Below are 15,428 nucleotides of genomic sequence, written 5' to 3' on the forward strand. Positions count from 1 at the left end.
ACGATGACTACCCCGGCGAACCCGCCGCGGGCAGCGGCGTTCATCGAAACGCTCGCCCTGGCCGGCCGTCGGCTGACGCACCTGCGTAAAGTGCCCGGCCGGCTCCTCGCGATCACCCTGAACTCCCTGATCACCATGCTGGCCATCGGGTACGTCTTCAAAGGCGCGGTGAGCGTCGAAGGCGGCGGCAGCTACCCGGAGTTCCTCTTCCCGGCCGCGCTCATGCAGGTGGGCCTCGCCGGAGTCGCACCGACCGCGATCGCGGTGGCGATGGACCTCAAAGGCGGCCTGACCGACCGATTCCGTTCTCTGCCGATCTCCCGCCCGGCCGTTCTGTTCGGCCACACCATCGGCGACGCGCTGGTGGGATTCATCGCGCTGGCGATCGTCGCCGGGATCGGGCTGGCGGTCGGCGGCCGCGTGCACGCCGGATTCCCCGCGCTGCTAGCCGGATTGGCCGTGCTCGCGCTCTTCCTCTACGTGATGATCTGGGTCGGCGTGCTGCTCGGGCTTTCGATGGGCAATCCCGAATCGATCGACGGCGTCGGCGCGGTGCTGACGCTCGGGCTTTCCTTCCTGTCCAACGCTTTCATGGCGGTCAGCCAGCTCCCGTCCTGGGTGCGGCCGATCGCCGAATGGAACCCGGTCAGCTCCGTCACCACGCTGTGCCGCCAGTTGTGGGGCGTGCCGGTGCCCGCGGACGATTCGTTCCCCGCCCAGCATCCCGGCATCGTCGTCGCGGTGACGCTGGTCGTGCTTTTCGCCGCGGCGACCCTGCTGAGCTTCCGCCGTTACCGCCTCGCCTAACCGATCCGGAGTATGCGATGACAAACCCGTTTGACGACCAGAACGGCGCTTTCCTGGTCCTGGTCAACGACGCACAGCAGTACAGCCTCTGGCCCTCCTTCGCGGAGACCCCGCCAGGCTGGCGCGTTTCGCTCGGCGAGAGCAGCCGGGAAGAAGCCCTCGCGCACATTTCGGGCCACTGGACCGATCTGTCGCCCGAGAACATCCGGGAAGCAGGCTGACATGGCGCACGGAGAACTCGCGATCGAAGCCGAAGGGCTCCGCAAACGCTACGGCGACCACGAGGCGCTCGCCGGCGTCGATCTCGCCGTCCCTCCGGGCACGGTGCTGGGCTTGCTCGGCCCCAACGGCGCGGGCAAAACCACCACCGTCCGGATGCTCGCGACCCTGCTCCCGCCGGACGGCGGCCGCGCGCTGGTCGCCGGGCACGACATCGTGCGGGAACGCAAGCAGGTCCAGCGGCACATCGCGCTCGCGGGCCAGTACGCGGCCGTCGACGAACTGTTGACCGGCAGGCAAAACCTGGTGCTGCTGGGCCGTCTGCTGCACCTCGGCCGCAGCGGAGCGCGCGCCCGCGCGGGAGAGCTGCTGGAGCGGTTCAACCTGGTCGAGGCCGCGGACCGCGCGGTCGGCACGTACTCCGGCGGGATGCGCCGCCGCCTGGACCTCGCGACCTGCCTGGTGGCGCGGCCCTCGGTGCTGTTCCTCGACGAACCGACCACGGGACTCGACCCGGCCAGCCGGATGGGCTTGTGGACGATGGTCCGCGAGCTGGTCAGCGAAGGTGTCACAGTCCTGCTCACCACGCAGTACCTCGAGGAAGCCGACTACCTCGCCGACCGGATCGTGGTCATCGACAAGGGCCGCAGCGTCGCGGAAGGAACCGCCGACGAGCTCAAGCGCAAGGTCGGGCGGGAACGGCTGGAAGTCGCCGTCGCGCACCCCGAAGGTCTCGCGGACGCAGTGGCGGCCCTGACGCCGGTCGCGGTGGGCGTCCCGGTCGTCGACGAACGCCGGTGCAGCATCTCCCTCGAACTGCTCGACGAGAGCGGCGGGATCGCCGCAGCGGCGAACGCGTTGCACGAGCGCGGTGTCGCGCTGGCGGACTTCGCCCTGCGCAGGCCGACCCTCGACGAAGCCTTCCTCGACCTCACCGGGCACCCGACCACCGGGTGATTTCCCGGCTCACGACGTAACCTCATCACCGCTTGCTCGCGTCCGTGAGGGGAACCCTGAGGGACTCTGATTCCCTCGGGGTTCCCCTCGCGGACAAGCAACGCACCGCGGCTCACTTTCGCGCAGCCCCCGGCCCGGTCCGCCGCCACCAGCGGACCGGGCCGGCTAGCGAGAGCAGCAAGGGCAGCAGCACCAACCGGATCACCAGCACGTCCATCGCCAGCGCCGCCGCGGCCGCCCAGCCGAACTCGCTCAACGCACCGGCGCCGGCGATCCCGAGAGCGCTGAAGACCCCGATGGACACCACGCTCGCGCTGGAGATCGCCACCGTGCCGCGACGCAGTCCTTCGGCGAGCACATGCTGGGGCGACATTCCGGTCAGCGCCTCGACGCGGAAGTGATGCAGCAGGCAGACGTGCATGTCGGTCGTGGGCGCGGCGAGCACGGCCACCAGCGCAACCGGCAGCCACGTCGGGGTCGGCGGGTCCATGCAGGTGAGCATGGTCAGCGCGAAGAGCGCGGACAGCACCGAAAGCACCGCGGTCGTCAGCGCCACCACCACCGGCCGGAAGGCTGTGATCACCGCCAGCGAGGTCAGCCCGATCAGCAGCGCCAGCGGCAACGGCGGCAGCGTCGGCGATTCGAGGTAGCGGTAGACGACGTAACCGAGCGCCGCGGCAGTGCACACCAGCGCGCCGATGAGCCCCGCTGCGTTGCGGTAGCGCCAGGTCGCGGGCAGTCGGGCGACGAACCGGGGCAGCCAGTGCCACTGGAACGACCTCCGCACGGGAAGCGTGCTTCGCGTCAGCAACACCGGGAGCAGAGTCAGCGCGGCGGCGGCTTCCGCGAGGACCACCAGGACCACGGCCGCCGCCAGCCGCATGACCTGCGGCTCGCGGGTCAGATACAGCCCGGTCATCGCGGTCAGCATCGCGAGCCCGGTGACGAGCGCGGTCCGCCCAGCCGTCGAAGCGACGATCTGTGCGGTGTCTGAGACGTTGTGCTTGCCCGGCGGCATCTCCTGCTGCCTGCGCACCGCGAACAGCAGATGGTTGGCCGCGCTCGTGATGCCCGGCAGGAGAACGAGGTTCCAGCTGCCGAACGAGCCCGCTCCTTCGGCGGCCGCCAGCAGCACGCCGAGCGCGCTGGCGCCGACCGTCGCGAGATATCCGAACGCGATCGCGGCCAGCCGCAGCGAACCCAGCACCAGCACCAGCAGCAGCGCGGTGAGCAGGCAGCCGACCGCGAGGACGGAACCGGCCGACGGTGCTCCCGGCTGGGCGGAGCCGCCGGTCGTGGCGGCGAAACCCTCGCTCGCCGCCACGACCAGGAACAGCAGCCACGCGCACAGGACCGGGCCGGGGTGTCCGGCACACCAGCGCGCGAGCCGGAGCAGAGGTAGCGTTCGCAATTGCCGCACTCCTTGGGCCGCTTCAGGCCTCCCGCCGCGCAGGCGGCAAGCCGGACGGTCTAAGGATGGCTCCTCGTGATCGTGCGCACACTGGGCGTGGCACCTCGATTTCGAGTGGTACTAGCTCCCGAGCGCGGCGGGCGGGGCGAGCGCCGCGTCTCCGTAGAGGTCGGCCACCCACTGGTCGTGGTAGACCGTGTCGAGGTAGCGGTCGCCGAGATCGGGGGCGACCGCCACCGCGGTGAAGTCCTCGCCGGGCGCGTGCCGGTCGAGCCAGTTCAGCGCCCCGGCGACGACGGTGCCGGTCGAGCCGCCGAACAGGAAACCCGCGCGGACGAGCCTGCGGCACATGCGCACGGTGGCGAGCTCCGGCACGTGCACCACATCGTCCACATAGGACTCGTCGAGCAGCGCGGGCCGGACCCCGGTGCCGAGACCGGGGATCATCCGCGGGGCGGCCGGGGTTCCGAAGGTCACCGAACCCACGGTGTCGATGGCCACCACGCGCATTCCGGAGCAGTGTTCGCGCAGGTATCGCGCGCATCCCATCAACGTGCCGGTGGTGCCCGCTCCGATGAACGCCACGTCGGCGCCGGGGAACGAATTCGCGATCTGCGGGCCGGTGGTGCGGTAGTGCGCCTGCCAGTTGCCCGCGTTCGCGTACTGGTTGAGCCACACCCGGTCGTCGCCCTCGGCGCAGAGCCGCCGCACGTGCGCGATCCGCGCGCCGAGCAGCCCGTCTTGCGGATGCGGTTCGGTGATCACGTGCACCTCGGCGCCGAGCGTCTGCATCAGCTGCCGGGCTCCGAGGGTGCAGCGTGAGTCGGTGACGCAGATGAACCGGTAGCCCCGGCTGGTGGCGACCAGGCTCAGCGCCACCCCGAGGTTGCCCGACGAACTCTCCACGAGGGTCGCGCCGGGCCGCAGCGTGCCGTCCAGCTCGGCGGCGTCGATCATCTCGGTCGCGGCCTTGATCTTGATCGAACCGGCGAAGTTGAAGCCCTCGCATTTGAGGTAGAGCGATCGCCCTGTACACCCGTTCAGGTCGACGAACAGGTCGTCGACGTTGAACTCGTGCGGACTGGTGATGATCGGCATCGGCTCAGCGCTTGCCGTGCTTGCCGTAGCGGTCGAGTTCGAAGAAGAAGTCGCCGACCTCGTGCAGTTCGCCGCGACGGCGCAGTTCGTCCAGCACGTGCTTGCCGACCGCGAGGTCGAGCACGCCGAGGCCGAACGGCGAGAACACCGCCGGCTGGCCGGCGTCTAGGGCGAGTGCCCCGGACATCACGTCGTAGAGGGTGCCGTCGAGGAAGTCGCGTCCGCCGGTGGCCTGTTCGGCCAGGTGCACTGAGGTGTTGGCCTTCAGGCAATGCTCGACGTCGTCGACCACGTTGGCCGACGCGAGGATCACCTCAGTCGACAGATCGCGCAGGGAAACGTTCAGCACCAGCGGGTTGTGCGCGAACCAGGCCGGATCGTGCACGTGCGGCTCGCCGGCGACGGTGGCGAACACGATCAGGTCGCTGCCGCGGATCAGCTCCTCCGCGCTCTCGCGCACCGCGATCCCGTTGGCGCCGGTGCTCTCCAGGTATCCCCGGAACCCCGCGGCGTGCTCGGCGGAGAGGTCGAACACCGCGGTCTCGTCGAAGTCCCAGCCGGTGCCGATCAGGAACCGGTGCACGTAGCGCGCGATGAGCCCGGTGCCGACGAACCCGAGCCGCCTCGGCCGTTCGCCGCGCCGGCTGAGCCAGTCGGCCGCGAGTGCCGCCGACGCCGCGGTCCGGCTGGCGCTGATGATCGAGCTTTCCATGCAGGCCAGCGGATAACCGGTCGCCTGGTCATTGAGGATCAGCACGGCCGACGCGCGCGGCAGCCCGGTGCGGACGTTCTCCGGGAAACTGGAGATCCACTTGACCCCGTCCACCGCGACCTCCCCGCCGACCGAGGCGGGCAGCGCGATGATCCGCGCCGACGGCCGGTCCGGGAACCGGAGGAAGTAGGAGGGCGGGTTCACGGTCGCCTGCTGGCCGTGCAGCCGGTAGGTCGCTTCGATCAGTTCGACGAGGTGTTTCTCAGCACCGTCGAGCACCTGGTGCACCTGGGCTCCGGACACGACGGCGAACTCCGGAACGGTAGCGGTTTCGGTCACAGAACTTCCTTAGTCTTCGGCTGGGCGGAAACGGGTGCTCAGTCCTGCTGCAGGACGGCCAGTGCGCTTTCGACTCGCGCGTCGATGCGGTCGACCTCGGCGACCGAATCCCCGATGAGCACGCCGTAGAGGCGGCCGGCGAACGGGGCTCCGTCCGCGGTCTGCGCACCGGCGTTGACGGTGGCGAAGTTGTTCACCAGCAGGCCGCTGCCCGCGCCGTCGAACAGCAGGTCGCCGAGCGCGTCGCGGACCCGGTCGAAGCCGACGCTGGCGCCGAGCCGCAGCGAGTAGTGCCGGGCCATCGCGGTCTCGCCCGCGGTGACGAAGCGTTCCTGGATCGGCACCTGATAGGTGGACATGTTGTTGCGGGCGTTGATTTCCAGCACCGGGAAGATGCCGCCGTCCGGCTCGACGATCGCGTCCACTCCCACGACGCCGTAGTAACCGTCGGCGGCGAGCTGCCCGCCGAGCGCCTGCGCGGCGGATCGGATGATCTCGATCTGCGCCTCGTCCAGGCGCGGCGGAATCCGGTGTCCTTTATGGACGCCGTGCTCGGTGATCAGCTCCTTGACGAAGTCGAAGTGCACCGAACCGTCCCGGCCCACGGTGAACTGGTAGTTGAGGTCGGCGCGCTTGTCGACCCACTCCTCGATCACGAACGCGATCCGGTCCCGGCCCTTGCGCCGGGCAGTCGCGGAGATCATCCGGCGCAACCGGTCGAGCCTGCGTTCGTCGGAGACCACCGAGATCCCTTTGCCGGACACCCCGAACGCCTCTTTGACCACGACCCGCCGCCCGGCGGCGAGCACCGCGCCAGCCGCGGTGACGGCCTCGTCGAGCAGGTCGAGCGTGTCACACGCCCAACCATTCGGCTGGCGCAATCCGAGCTGCGTCGCGATGCGCCGGCTGTAGATCTTGCTGTTCACCGCCTTGCACCGGGCCGCGTCAGGCGCGGCCAGCGGAAGCCCAGTCGCGGTAGACAGTTCTTCCTCCACCGCTGAGACGCCGTGCGCGAGCAGATGCGCTTCGTCAGTGCGCAGCGCGGAAAGCGCGGCGATCAGCCACGGATCGTGCAAGGCGTCCTGGCTGACCGTGCGCGCCGGGTCCGGGTCCGCGATCACGTGGATCTGCGGCAGGTCGAGGCCGAGCCCTTCCAGATAGCTGCGGTAGCCGGGGTCCGGTGCGTGTTTGAGCACCACGTGGTCCCGCTTTCCGCCCAGCAGCAACGCGAACTCGTCCATGCTGTTGACGACCGCCGTGCCGCCCGGAGCGGACACCCGGGGCAGGCCCTGCTCGTCGACCGCCCACTGCTCTTCGACCTCGAAGTTGCCGACGAACACCAGCGGGCGCTCGGCCGAGCCCAGAACCGCGGTCTTGAGCCGCGGGATGAAACCGTTGTCGGCGCTCATGACGTCCTTTCGCCAGCGCACGGGTAGGACGCGGCAAACGCTTCCTGCGCTCGCCGCGGGGGAGATCAGTTAGACGGGGTTAGACGGGGTTAGACAATGAAGCCGCCGTCCACCTCGAAAACGCTGCCGGTGATGTAGGAGGCGCGTTCGGAAACCAGGAAAGACACCAGGTCCGCGACCTCTTCCGGCCTGCCGAACCGGCGCAGCGGAACGGCCCGCAGCATCTTCTCGCGGGTCGCTTCGCTCAGCTTGCCGAGCATGTCGGTCTCGATCAGGCCCGGCGCGACGGAGTTGACCCGCACCCCGTACCGGCCGACTTCCTTGGCCAGCGCCTTGGTGAAACCGAGCACGCCGCTCTTGGCCGCGGAGTAGTTGGTCTGCGTCGGATTGCCGTGCACGCCGGACACCGAGGACAGCGTCACCACGCTTCCGGTGCGGCGTTTGATCATCCGGAACACAGCGGGACGGCACGCGTGAAAGACGCCGTCGAGATTCGTGCGCAGGACACTCGACCAGTCCGGCTCGGACATCAGCGCGAGCGAACCGTCCCGGGTGATTCCCGCCGAGGTGACTAGCGCGTCCGGTGCGCCGAACTCGTCAGCCGTGCGCTCTACCCACGCCGTGACCGCCTCGCAGTCGGCGACGTCGACCTGACTGGCCTCGACCCGGACGCCCAGGTCAAGGACTTCCTTGACGAGGACGTCCGCCGCGGTTTGGTTGCTGTGGTAGCAAAAGGCGACGTCGAACCCGTCCTGCGCCAGCCGGAGCACGACTGCCCGGCCGATCCCGCGAGAGCCGCCGGTGACGAGCGCGGTTCTGCTCATCGCTCACCGCCGAGTTGCAGCAGCGCGCAGGCCACCGAACCGTCGTCGTCGCAAGCGGTCACGACGATGTGGTCCTGCTCGCCGTGGTCTGCCCCATCGGCGACGCTGAGCACCGAAGCCAGCCCGAACAGCGCGGTCGCCGCCGAGGTGTCGCCGATGAGATCCACCGGCGGCACGCGGTCGGTGACCTCGTCGCCGAACAGTTGCCGCAGCGTCGTGTCTTCGGGCCGCTCCGACCCAGCGGGGAAGCCACTGCCTACCGCCGCCCACACCCGTTCCGTCGCCACGCCGGAGCGGGTGAGCAGCGAGGACACGGTGGCCTGCAACGTTCCGGCGAGATCCCCGTCGAGGCAGATCCGCGAGTCGATACCGGTCAACGTCGCCAGTACATTGCGCGGATCAGCCGAGTCCGCCGGTTCGAGCAGGAACATCGCACAGCCTTCGCCGAGCGTCGCCGCTCCACCGCGCCGGTGATGTTCAAGCCAAGACCGCGCGTCGGAATGCTCCTCTGCCGCACCGCACAACACCTGCTCCGCACGTTCGGTCATCAGCAGCCGGCGGGCGTAGTTCAACGCCTGCAACCCCGTCGTGCGACCGGCGGCGATCGTCGCGTTGGGTCCCTTGAGCCCGTGCCAGATCGCGGCCTGCCCAGCCGCGCAGTTCATCACCGTGCCAGGAACGGCGGCGGGCTCGACGTGGTCGGGCTGCTCGGCGGTGATCGACGCGCGGGTGAAGTCCATCATGCTCTGTGCGCTGCCGGTCGTGGTGCCGAGCACGAACCCGATGTGCTCGCGGTCGCCGTCGGGAGCCAGCGCCATGTCGGCGAGCAGCTGCTGCGCGGCCGCGACGGTGAGCCCGCTGACCCGGTTCATCGCCCGGGTTTTCTTGCGGCCGAACATCTCGCGCACGTCGAAACTGGGCACGACAGCCGCCTCGCCGGGCCCGCCGGGTTCGGTGACGGGCTCGCGCCGGGAGCGAACACCGTTGGCGAACGCTTCCCGGCCGTAGCCGAAGGGGGAAATGGCCGTCCAGGCCGAGATGACCGGACGGCGCCGGGCAGGTGCGGTCACCGCGCGGTCTCCTTTCGGGGCTGCCGCTCGTACCGGCCGAGCAGGACCACGGCGTTGTTGCCGCCGAAGGCCCAGCCGTTGTTCTGCACGATGTCGAGGTCGGCGTCGACGGATTCGTTGGGCACGCAGTCCACCGGGCAGTCCGGGTCGGTGTCGCGGTGGTTGATGGTGGGCGGGATGAACTGCTCGGTGAGCGCGATCGAACAGCCGATCGCGGCCAGCGCGCTCGCCGCGCCCATCGAGTGCCCCAGCATGGATTTCATCGACACGGTCCGCGGCGGCTTCGGCCCGAAGAGGTCGCGGATCGCCGCGGATTCGGTCATGTCGTTGGCTTTGGTCCCGGTGCCGTGCGCGGAGATCAGGTCGATCTCGCCGGGCTTGACCCCGGCGTCGGCCAGCGCCAGTTCCATGCAGCGGGCGATCCCGGCCTGATGCGGCGCGACGGGATGGTGCGCGTCGCAGGACATGCCGTACCCGAGCACTTCCGCGTAGATCCGGGCGCCGCGGGCGAGCGCGGAGTCCAGGCTCTCCAGCAGAAGGATGCCCGCGCCCTCGCCGGTGAGGATGCCCATCCGGTTGCGGTCGAACGGACGGCAGCAGTCCGGGGCGATGCTGCGCAACCGGTAGAACGAGGTGAACGTCTTGCGGCACAGCGCGTCCGCGCCGCCGCAGAGAGCGAACTCGGCGTCCCCGCACCGGATCGCGTCGAGCGAGTTGCCGATGGCGTAGTTGCCCGCCGAACACGCCGTCGCGATGGTCCCGGTCTCGACGTCGGTCAGTTCCAGCTCGCGCGCGATCGACGTGGCGAGCCGGCCCGCGGAGGTGCGGCGCACCTGTCGCGGGTCGAGCCCGGCCAGCCCGGCGGAGAGCTCCTGCGCCACCAGGCCGTCGAGCTCGTGCGCCTCGCCGTCGGTGCTGCCCACCGAGACGAGCGTGCGCGCGGCGCGCAGGGTTTCCAGCGGCAGCCCCGAATCCTCGACGGCGAGGCGCGCGGCGGCGGTGGAGAACCGGCTCGCCCGGCCGAGATCGCCGGGGTCGAGCGTGCGAATCCACCGCGCGGGCTCGAAGTCGGCGACCTCGCAGCCGTTGTCGTGGGCGAACCCGGTGGTGTCGAACACCGAGATCGGCCGGACGTTGCTGCGCCCGGCGCGCAGTGCGGAGGTGAACTCCCGGACGCCGACGCCGATGCTCGACACGACACCGCATCCGGTGATGACCACCCGGCGTCCGATACTCGTCGACATGGTCTCTACCAGCTCGCGGATTCCGACACGACCTCGTACACCGCGCGCAGGTTGGTCATCCTGGCGAACTGGGCCTGGTCGATCGTGACGCCGAACTTCTTCTCCAGCGCGGCCAGCACGTCCATCAGCGACAGCGAATCCGCCTCGTGGTCGTCGGCGAAATCGCTGGTTTCGGTGAGCTCGGCGTCGTCGAGTTCGAGGTGCGTGCAGACGATCTCACGGATCTGCTGCATGCGTTCGGAGACGGCTGTCGTCATGGGGGCACTCCCGATAGTCAGGGACCGGTTCTGGGGATCGGCCCGAAACTAGCGGCGAGCGGTGACACCTTCCTGACCCCGTTCTGACAGACCCCTGACGCCCCGGATCCGTCGGCGCGCTGTCAGCAGGCGGTCATCGGGGACTGCCATGCTGACGCCGTGGAAGTGAAAACGACGGCTCAGTCGAGGACCCGGTCCTGCATCAGGATGGACTGGTACAGCCGGCGCAGCCCCGGCCCCGGCTCCAGCCCGAGTTCGGCGCTCAGCCATTGCCGGGTGCTGTGGAAGACGGAGACCGCCTCGCCCTGCCTGCCGTCGCGGTAGAGCGAGATCATCAGGTACTCGCTGAGCCGCTCGCGGGCCGGGTTCTCGGCGACGAGTTGTTTCAGGTCATGGGAAAGCCCGTGATGTTCCCCGACTTGCAGCCGCGCGGAGATCAGGTCCTCCTGCACGCTCAGCCGATGCTCGTTGAGCTGCTCGGCGGCCATCCGGCAGCGGGTGCAATCGGCCACGTCGAGCAACGCCGGCCCGCGCCAGAGCCGCAACGCCTGCTCGAACACGGTGATGGCGGCGCGCGGATCCTGGCCGAGCAAGCTCGCGCCGCGCTGGGCCAGAGCGGAGAACCGGTGCGCGTCGACCGCTTCGGCGGGCACGGTCATCAGATAACCGCTGCTGACCGTGCGGACCACCTCGCGCTCGCCGGTCACGTTGAACACGAGCTTCCGCAACCGGGCGATGTTGGCCTGCAAGGCGTTGCGCACGTTGGAGACCGGTTTGTCGGCCCACAGTTCGTCCGCGAGAGTGTCCAGGGACAACGGCACCCCCGGCGACAAGGCCAGCAACGCGAGCACAGTCCGCACCTTTCGCGACGCGACTCCGTGCCTCCGGCCGGCTTGCCGGAGCGTCACCGATCCCAATAGCTCAATTTCCATATCTACCCCTGAGGAAAAATAGCCCGTCTCAAGTGACCCCACGCACCGAGCTGTCGGCCGAGCCGAGCATGTCAGAACTTGAAAAGACGGTCTACCTCCGATTGGGGTAATGAGTTGGCGTCATGTTCGACAGTTTCGCGCTCCGAATAGGAAGGACCCTCCCGATTTACCGCCTCCGACCTCCCGATGGTGGTGCTGGCACCAGTCAGGACAGTGGTGTTACCTCCCCCAGGAGGCCCTCGTGCGGCGAATACCTTGTCGTACTCGCCGGTACGGTGTTGAATCAATTAACGCGGCCGGGGCGGTGCCGCATATTTCGATCCGGGGAGAGTTCTATTTGCAGTTCCGGGCAACATTTCTGCCCGTAGTCGCAGAGTCGGCGAATGGTTATTTATCGGCGGTCCGGCGACGCAGGGTGTTTCTGTTGTTCCCCAGCGTTGAGGAGAGTCATTCGACATCGTGAACGGACTGCTTCGCCTCTCGGCTGCTGGGACGGAATGCCGCTATTGCGCCAGTGTGCAATCGCCCCGCTTCGGCCGGCCGAAGCGTAACAGCGGAATTTTGCGAAGTTCCGTACTTTCGGCCGGGCGACCGATCGCCTTGGCGGCCCCACCGTCCACTTCGGAGCGACGCTGAGGTCATGACGCGAACACGAAAAACCCGCCGAGCACCAAATGGTGCGATCGAAGGGTTTCCGCGCGACTTCTGGAGCTAGGGGACTCGCCCCAACGCCAATGCCGGACGCGCCGCGACGCAAAACCTGCCGGCCGGTCTCGACCCAGTCAGCCCTGTGGAACAAGCGGCGGACGAGACCGGCACGCGATCCTCACGAGTCTTTGACTCGCTGACGCATGCCGTCGAGGATCAGCGCGAGGCCGTGGTCGAACATCGCGTCGAAGTCCTTTGCGCCGGTCAGCGCACGTGCCGAGAGCGGGAACGTGCCGGGCTGCCGCGTGTTCGCGACCGCCTCGTCGCGACCCGCGGCCTGCTGCTCCTCCAACGTCGAACCGAGGACGAAGTTCGTCAAAGCGCCGACGCCGTGCATCGCGTCGTCGAGGCTGAGGCCGTCCCGCTGCAGCAGGTGCAGCAGGCCCTCCATCGCCTCCCACTGGTCGTCGGTCTGGCTGCTGCGCACCGCCAGCAGCGCCCCGTCGCGGCGGGAAAGCATGCCCGCGCGCTGGGTGCGGGCCACCCAGGTCAGCCAGGCGTCCCAGGGTTCGGTCGGTTTGGGGACGTCGTGCTGCCAGGCGGTGGCCATCATGGCCGCCGCCATCTCGTCGATGAGTTCCTGCTTGTTCTTGACGTGCCAGTACAGGGTGGCCGCCTTCACGCCCAGCTTCGTGGCCAGCCCGCGCAGCGACAGCCCCTCCAAGCCGACCTCGTCCAGCAGATGAAGGGCGGCTTGCACGATGTCCGCTCGGCTCAGTGCCACGGGTCTCTCCTCGGCGCGCGGTTGACGGCCTAACGGTGTTAGCGCTTCACTCTAACACTGTTAGACGTTTTCCTTGTCGTTGTTAGATGCGCCTGCTGGATACCACGGCACGGCCTCCCGTGCCGCAGAACCCCGGATGGGAGACGAGGCGGATGAGCGGCGCCCAGGTCGGTGTCCCGCCGGAAGCCGGCCACCCTCGACTGAACCTGGTGGCGGGTGCGCTCGCGCTCGCCTCGCTGCTGGCGGCGATGGACATGATGGTCGTCAACGTCGCGATGTACTCGATCATCAAGGAACTGGACCCGCTGCACGGCGTCGACGACAGCCGCTGGGTCCTGACCGTGTACACGCTCGCGCTCGGGGTGACGACCCCGCTGTACGGCAAGCTCGCCGACCGTCTCGGCGGCAAGCGGATCATGCTCGTCGCGCTGGCGATCTTCGTCGGTGGCTCGCTGCTGTGCGGGATGGCGACGTCCATGCCCGCGCTCATCGCGTTCCGCGGCGTGCAGGGCCTTGGCGCGGGCGGGCTGATGAGCGTGGCCATGGTGATCATCGGCCAGCTGGCCCCGCCGCGGGACCGCGCGAAGTACGGCGGTTACATCGGCGGTGTCACGCTGATCGGCATCATCGCCGGACCGGTGGTGGGAGGGTTCTTCGCGGACACGCATGTCGTTCTCGGGATGACCGTCACCTGGCGCGGGGCGTTCCTGATCAACGTGCCGCTCACACTGATCGTGGCGGCCGCCGTGGCTCTCGCGCCCAAGGCCCCGGTCGGCAAACGCGGCGGCCGGGTCGATTTCGCCGGCGCCGTCGCGATGGTTCTCGCGGTGGGCGCCGTGCTGCTCACCACCGAGCACGACCTCCTGCCGTACGCCTGGGCGTCGCCATGGATCCTCGGCGCGACGGGCGCGGTGCTGCTGCTGATTTTCTTCCTGCTGGAGCGCCGGGCGAGCGATCCGATCCTGCCGCTGTCGCTCTTCCGCAACAGCACGTTCCGGGTCACGGTCATATTGGCCGTGCTGACCGGTTTCGCCTTGCTGGGCATGGCGTTCTACATGGCGCTGTACATGCGAATCGTGCGCGGGCTCGGTGCACTCGACACCTGCGTGCACCTGATGCCGATGATCATCGGCATGTTGCTGGGCCTGTTGCTCAGCGGCAGCCTGATCTCGAAGTTCAACCGGTACCGCCCGTTCCCGATCGTCGGCAGCGTGGCCGCCGCCGCGTCGGTAGCGCTGTGCGCCACGCTGGATGCGACCACGTCGTTCTGGCTGGTGAGCCTGTACCTGGCGGTGTTCGGCCTCGGCATCGGGCAGCTCAACCAGGTACCGACCGCGGCCGTGCAGAACACCGTGGACTTCAGCGACGTCGGCACCGCGTCCACGGCGACGGCCTTCATGCGCATGATCGGCCAGTCGCTAGGCCCTGCGGTATTCGGAGCGTTGCTGGCAAGCCGCTTCCTGGCAGAGGTCCCCGCGGCACTGGCCGGGCGCACCGCGTCGGAAAACGGGTCGATCAGCGTGGCAGGCATGCAGCAGCTTCCGACGGAGCAACAACATCAGGTATTAGACGCGTTCCTCAGCGGCCTGCACGCGGTGTTCTTGCTAGGCGCGGCAACACTCGCCCTGGCGTTCCTGGTGAGCCTGTTCTTCAAGGAGCCGACGGTGCCCGAACCAGCCAAAACAGAGCCAGCAACCGCCCCGGCGACCGCCATCTGATTCCCCCTGCCCCGCACCTCGCGGGTCAGGACCCGCCACCCGGCACCCCTACGGTCCAGCCGCGCCGCATCTCAGCACAAACAACTTCCGCAGCGTGCCGCTGCGCGGGGCCGTCGAGGGCGCTGGCGATCGCGACCCGGTTTTCCTCGTACCCGGCAAGGAAACCAGCCAACGTGGTGGAAGCTCCCGGTGCAGTCGCAGCGCCGCCCCACCTCGATCCCGTCGCCCGACAACGGCAAGCCACCTCCGGCACACCGCACGCGAGCGCGCTCATCGCGGGTCGCCACTGCCATTGGTGCACCACCGCATCGCTGGACCGCAGCACCAGATGACCCGGGAAGTCCCGCGCCATCCGCACATTCTCCGGCACCGGCCCGAGGTTCCGCGCCTGCTCCTCCAACACCACCAGCACGACGCCGGCACCGAGTTCGCCGAACGCTTTCACCGCGCGCGAAAGAGCTTCCGGCTCGTCGCCGAACAACCCGATCGCCTACCGCCCCTCAGCGGAAGCACACACACTTGCGGCCGGCCTGGTTGTCCTAGGCCCACTCCGGCAGGGTCCCGGTGGCGAAGCCGCGGCCAGGCTGTATCCCGCAGGACGCGATCCACCGCGCTATCGCCAGCCCGTCCAGATTGCTCGCCATCCGGACCAGCCGAACCGCCAACTGCAGAACTGGGCAGCTAGATACCGATTCGCCAGTGCTGGCCCGAAAGAGCGCCGTCGACATGGCCAGCCCCCGGAGCAACGCACCCCAGAAACACTCCATCAGGGGCACCCGACGCCGACTAGAAACGATCACCCGAGATCATCGCCCAAACACGAGAAAACCCCTCCGACCAGCGCTAACCACGCGATCAAAGGGGTTTGCCAAACTTGTGGAGCTAAGGGGACTCGAACCCCTGACCCCCTCACTGCCAGTCTGGCCCGTGTAAACCTCTGACCTGCAGTTATCGAGGATCTGCTGGTCGGATGGAGTAGTTGTCCTCTGATCAATGCGG

Annotated in this window: 15 protein-coding genes; 4 read left to right on the forward strand and 11 right to left on the reverse strand. The window is 68.7% G+C overall.

Annotated elements, in window-relative coordinates:
- The first annotated feature begins 3 nt into the window (after window positions 1–3).
- The 3 genes from ABD156_RS09685 to ABD156_RS09695 are packed head-to-tail and all read left to right on the forward strand — an operon-like array spanning window position 4 to window position 1,983.
- On the forward strand, window positions 4–807 hold the full coding sequence (locus ABD156_RS09685) for an ABC transporter permease (protein WP_344269790.1): 804 nt from the start codon (window positions 4–6) through the stop codon (window positions 805–807).
- Between the two features lie 17 nt (window positions 808–824).
- Complete coding sequence (locus tag ABD156_RS09690) at window positions 825–1,028, forward strand: MbtH family protein (protein WP_344269427.1); 204 nt, start codon at window positions 825–827, stop codon at window positions 1,026–1,028.
- 1 nt (window position 1,029) lies between these two features.
- The gene (locus ABD156_RS09695; protein WP_344269430.1) at window positions 1,030–1,983 is read left to right on the forward strand and encodes an ATP-binding cassette domain-containing protein; all 954 of its coding nucleotides are present in this window, start codon (window positions 1,030–1,032) and stop codon (window positions 1,981–1,983) included.
- 112 nt (window positions 1,984–2,095) lie between these two features.
- Here the strand turns inward: ABD156_RS09695 and ABD156_RS09700 are convergent, their stop codons facing one another.
- From ABD156_RS09700 to ABD156_RS09745, 10 genes are all read right to left on the reverse strand, one after another.
- Window positions 2,096–3,394, reverse strand: coding sequence for an MMPL family transporter (locus tag ABD156_RS09700; RefSeq protein WP_344269433.1), 1,299 nt, complete (start codon window positions 3,392–3,394; stop codon window positions 2,096–2,098).
- 120 nt (window positions 3,395–3,514) lie between these two features.
- On the reverse strand, window positions 3,515–4,492 hold the full coding sequence (gene sbnA, locus ABD156_RS09705) for a 2,3-diaminopropionate biosynthesis protein SbnA (protein WP_344269436.1): 978 nt from the start codon (window positions 4,490–4,492) through the stop codon (window positions 3,515–3,517).
- Between the two features lie 4 nt (window positions 4,493–4,496).
- A complete protein-coding gene (gene sbnB, locus ABD156_RS09710) occupies window positions 4,497–5,543 on the reverse strand; it encodes a 2,3-diaminopropionate biosynthesis protein SbnB (RefSeq protein ID WP_344269439.1) in 1,047 nt (348 codons plus the stop codon).
- A gap of 38 nt (window positions 5,544–5,581) precedes the next feature.
- Window positions 5,582–6,952, reverse strand: a complete 1,371-nt coding sequence (locus tag ABD156_RS09715) for a preATP grasp domain-containing protein (protein ID WP_344269441.1) — start codon at window positions 6,950–6,952, stop codon at window positions 5,582–5,584.
- 89 nt (window positions 6,953–7,041) lie between these two features.
- Window positions 7,042–7,776, reverse strand: coding sequence for a beta-ketoacyl-ACP reductase (locus ABD156_RS09720; RefSeq protein ID WP_344269443.1), 735 nt, complete (start codon window positions 7,774–7,776; stop codon window positions 7,042–7,044).
- Window positions 7,773–8,846 (reverse strand): beta-ketoacyl synthase N-terminal-like domain-containing protein, encoded by a 1,074-nt coding sequence (locus ABD156_RS09725; RefSeq protein ID WP_344269446.1) that lies wholly within the window; start codon window positions 8,844–8,846, stop codon window positions 7,773–7,775. Before ABD156_RS09725 ends, ABD156_RS09720 begins: the two co-directional genes overlap by 4 nt.
- On the reverse strand, window positions 8,843–10,090 hold the full coding sequence (locus ABD156_RS09730; protein WP_344269449.1) for a beta-ketoacyl-[acyl-carrier-protein] synthase family protein: 1,248 nt from the start codon (window positions 10,088–10,090) through the stop codon (window positions 8,843–8,845). The genes ABD156_RS09725 and ABD156_RS09730 overlap by 4 nt, the downstream gene beginning before the upstream one ends.
- Window positions 10,091–10,095: 5 nt before the next feature.
- A complete protein-coding gene (locus ABD156_RS09735) occupies window positions 10,096–10,347 on the reverse strand; it encodes an acyl carrier protein (RefSeq protein ID WP_037812007.1) in 252 nt (83 codons plus the stop codon).
- A 179-nt stretch (window positions 10,348–10,526) separates the two neighbouring features.
- Window positions 10,527–11,279: an AfsR/SARP family transcriptional regulator gene (locus ABD156_RS09740; protein ID WP_344269461.1), complete on the reverse strand. Its 753-nt coding sequence runs from the start codon at window positions 11,277–11,279 to the stop codon at window positions 10,527–10,529.
- Between the two features lie 826 nt (window positions 11,280–12,105).
- Window positions 12,106–12,711, reverse strand: coding sequence for a TetR/AcrR family transcriptional regulator C-terminal domain-containing protein (locus ABD156_RS09745; RefSeq protein ID WP_344269464.1), 606 nt, complete (start codon window positions 12,709–12,711; stop codon window positions 12,106–12,108).
- Window positions 12,712–12,863: 152 nt separating this feature from the next.
- On the opposite strand from ABD156_RS09745, the gene ABD156_RS09750 reads away from it, so the two are divergent.
- Entirely contained in the window at window positions 12,864–14,429 is a 1,566-nt protein-coding gene (locus ABD156_RS09750) for an MFS transporter (protein ID WP_344269466.1), read from the forward strand.
- Window positions 14,430–14,454: 25 nt separating this feature from the next.
- Here ABD156_RS09750 and ABD156_RS09755 read toward each other — a convergent pair whose 3' ends face one another.
- Complete coding sequence (locus ABD156_RS09755) at window positions 14,455–14,910, reverse strand: glycosyltransferase (RefSeq protein ID WP_344269468.1); 456 nt, start codon at window positions 14,908–14,910, stop codon at window positions 14,455–14,457.
- Window positions 14,911–15,428 lie beyond the last annotated feature (518 nt).

This window comes from Amycolatopsis albidoflavus, assembly GCF_039525725.1.
In the GTDB taxonomy this organism is placed as follows: Bacteria; Actinomycetota; Actinomycetes; order Mycobacteriales; family Pseudonocardiaceae; genus Amycolatopsis; species Amycolatopsis albidoflava.

Bases quoted from the DNA above. Each gene is read 5' to 3' on its own strand.
- ABD156_RS09685 (WP_344269790.1), top strand. From the start codon at position 4: ATGACTACCCCGGCGAACCCGCCGCGGGCAGCGGCGTTCATCGAAACG.
- ABD156_RS09690 (WP_344269427.1), top strand. From the start codon at position 825: ATGACAAACCCGTTTGACGACCAGAACGGCGCTTTCCTGGTCCTGGTC.
- ABD156_RS09695 (WP_344269430.1), top strand. From the start codon at position 1,030: ATGGCGCACGGAGAACTCGCGATCGAAGCCGAAGGGCTCCGCAAACGC.
- sbnA (WP_344269436.1), bottom strand. From the start codon at position 4,492: ATGCCGATCATCACCAGTCCGCACGAGTTCAACGTCGACGACCTGTTC.
- ABD156_RS09715 (WP_344269441.1), bottom strand. From the start codon at position 6,952: ATGAGCGCCGACAACGGTTTCATCCCGCGGCTCAAGACCGCGGTTCTG.
- ABD156_RS09720 (WP_344269443.1), bottom strand. From the start codon at position 7,776: ATGAGCAGAACCGCGCTCGTCACCGGCGGCTCTCGCGGGATCGGCCGG.
- ABD156_RS09730 (WP_344269449.1), bottom strand. From the start codon at position 10,090: ATGTCGACGAGTATCGGACGCCGGGTGGTCATCACCGGATGCGGTGTC.
- ABD156_RS09735 (WP_037812007.1), bottom strand. From the start codon at position 10,347: ATGACGACAGCCGTCTCCGAACGCATGCAGCAGATCCGTGAGATCGTC.
- ABD156_RS09740 (WP_344269461.1), bottom strand. From the start codon at position 11,279: ATGGAAATTGAGCTATTGGGATCGGTGACGCTCCGGCAAGCCGGCCGG.
- ABD156_RS09750 (WP_344269466.1), top strand. From the start codon at position 12,864: ATGAGCGGCGCCCAGGTCGGTGTCCCGCCGGAAGCCGGCCACCCTCGA.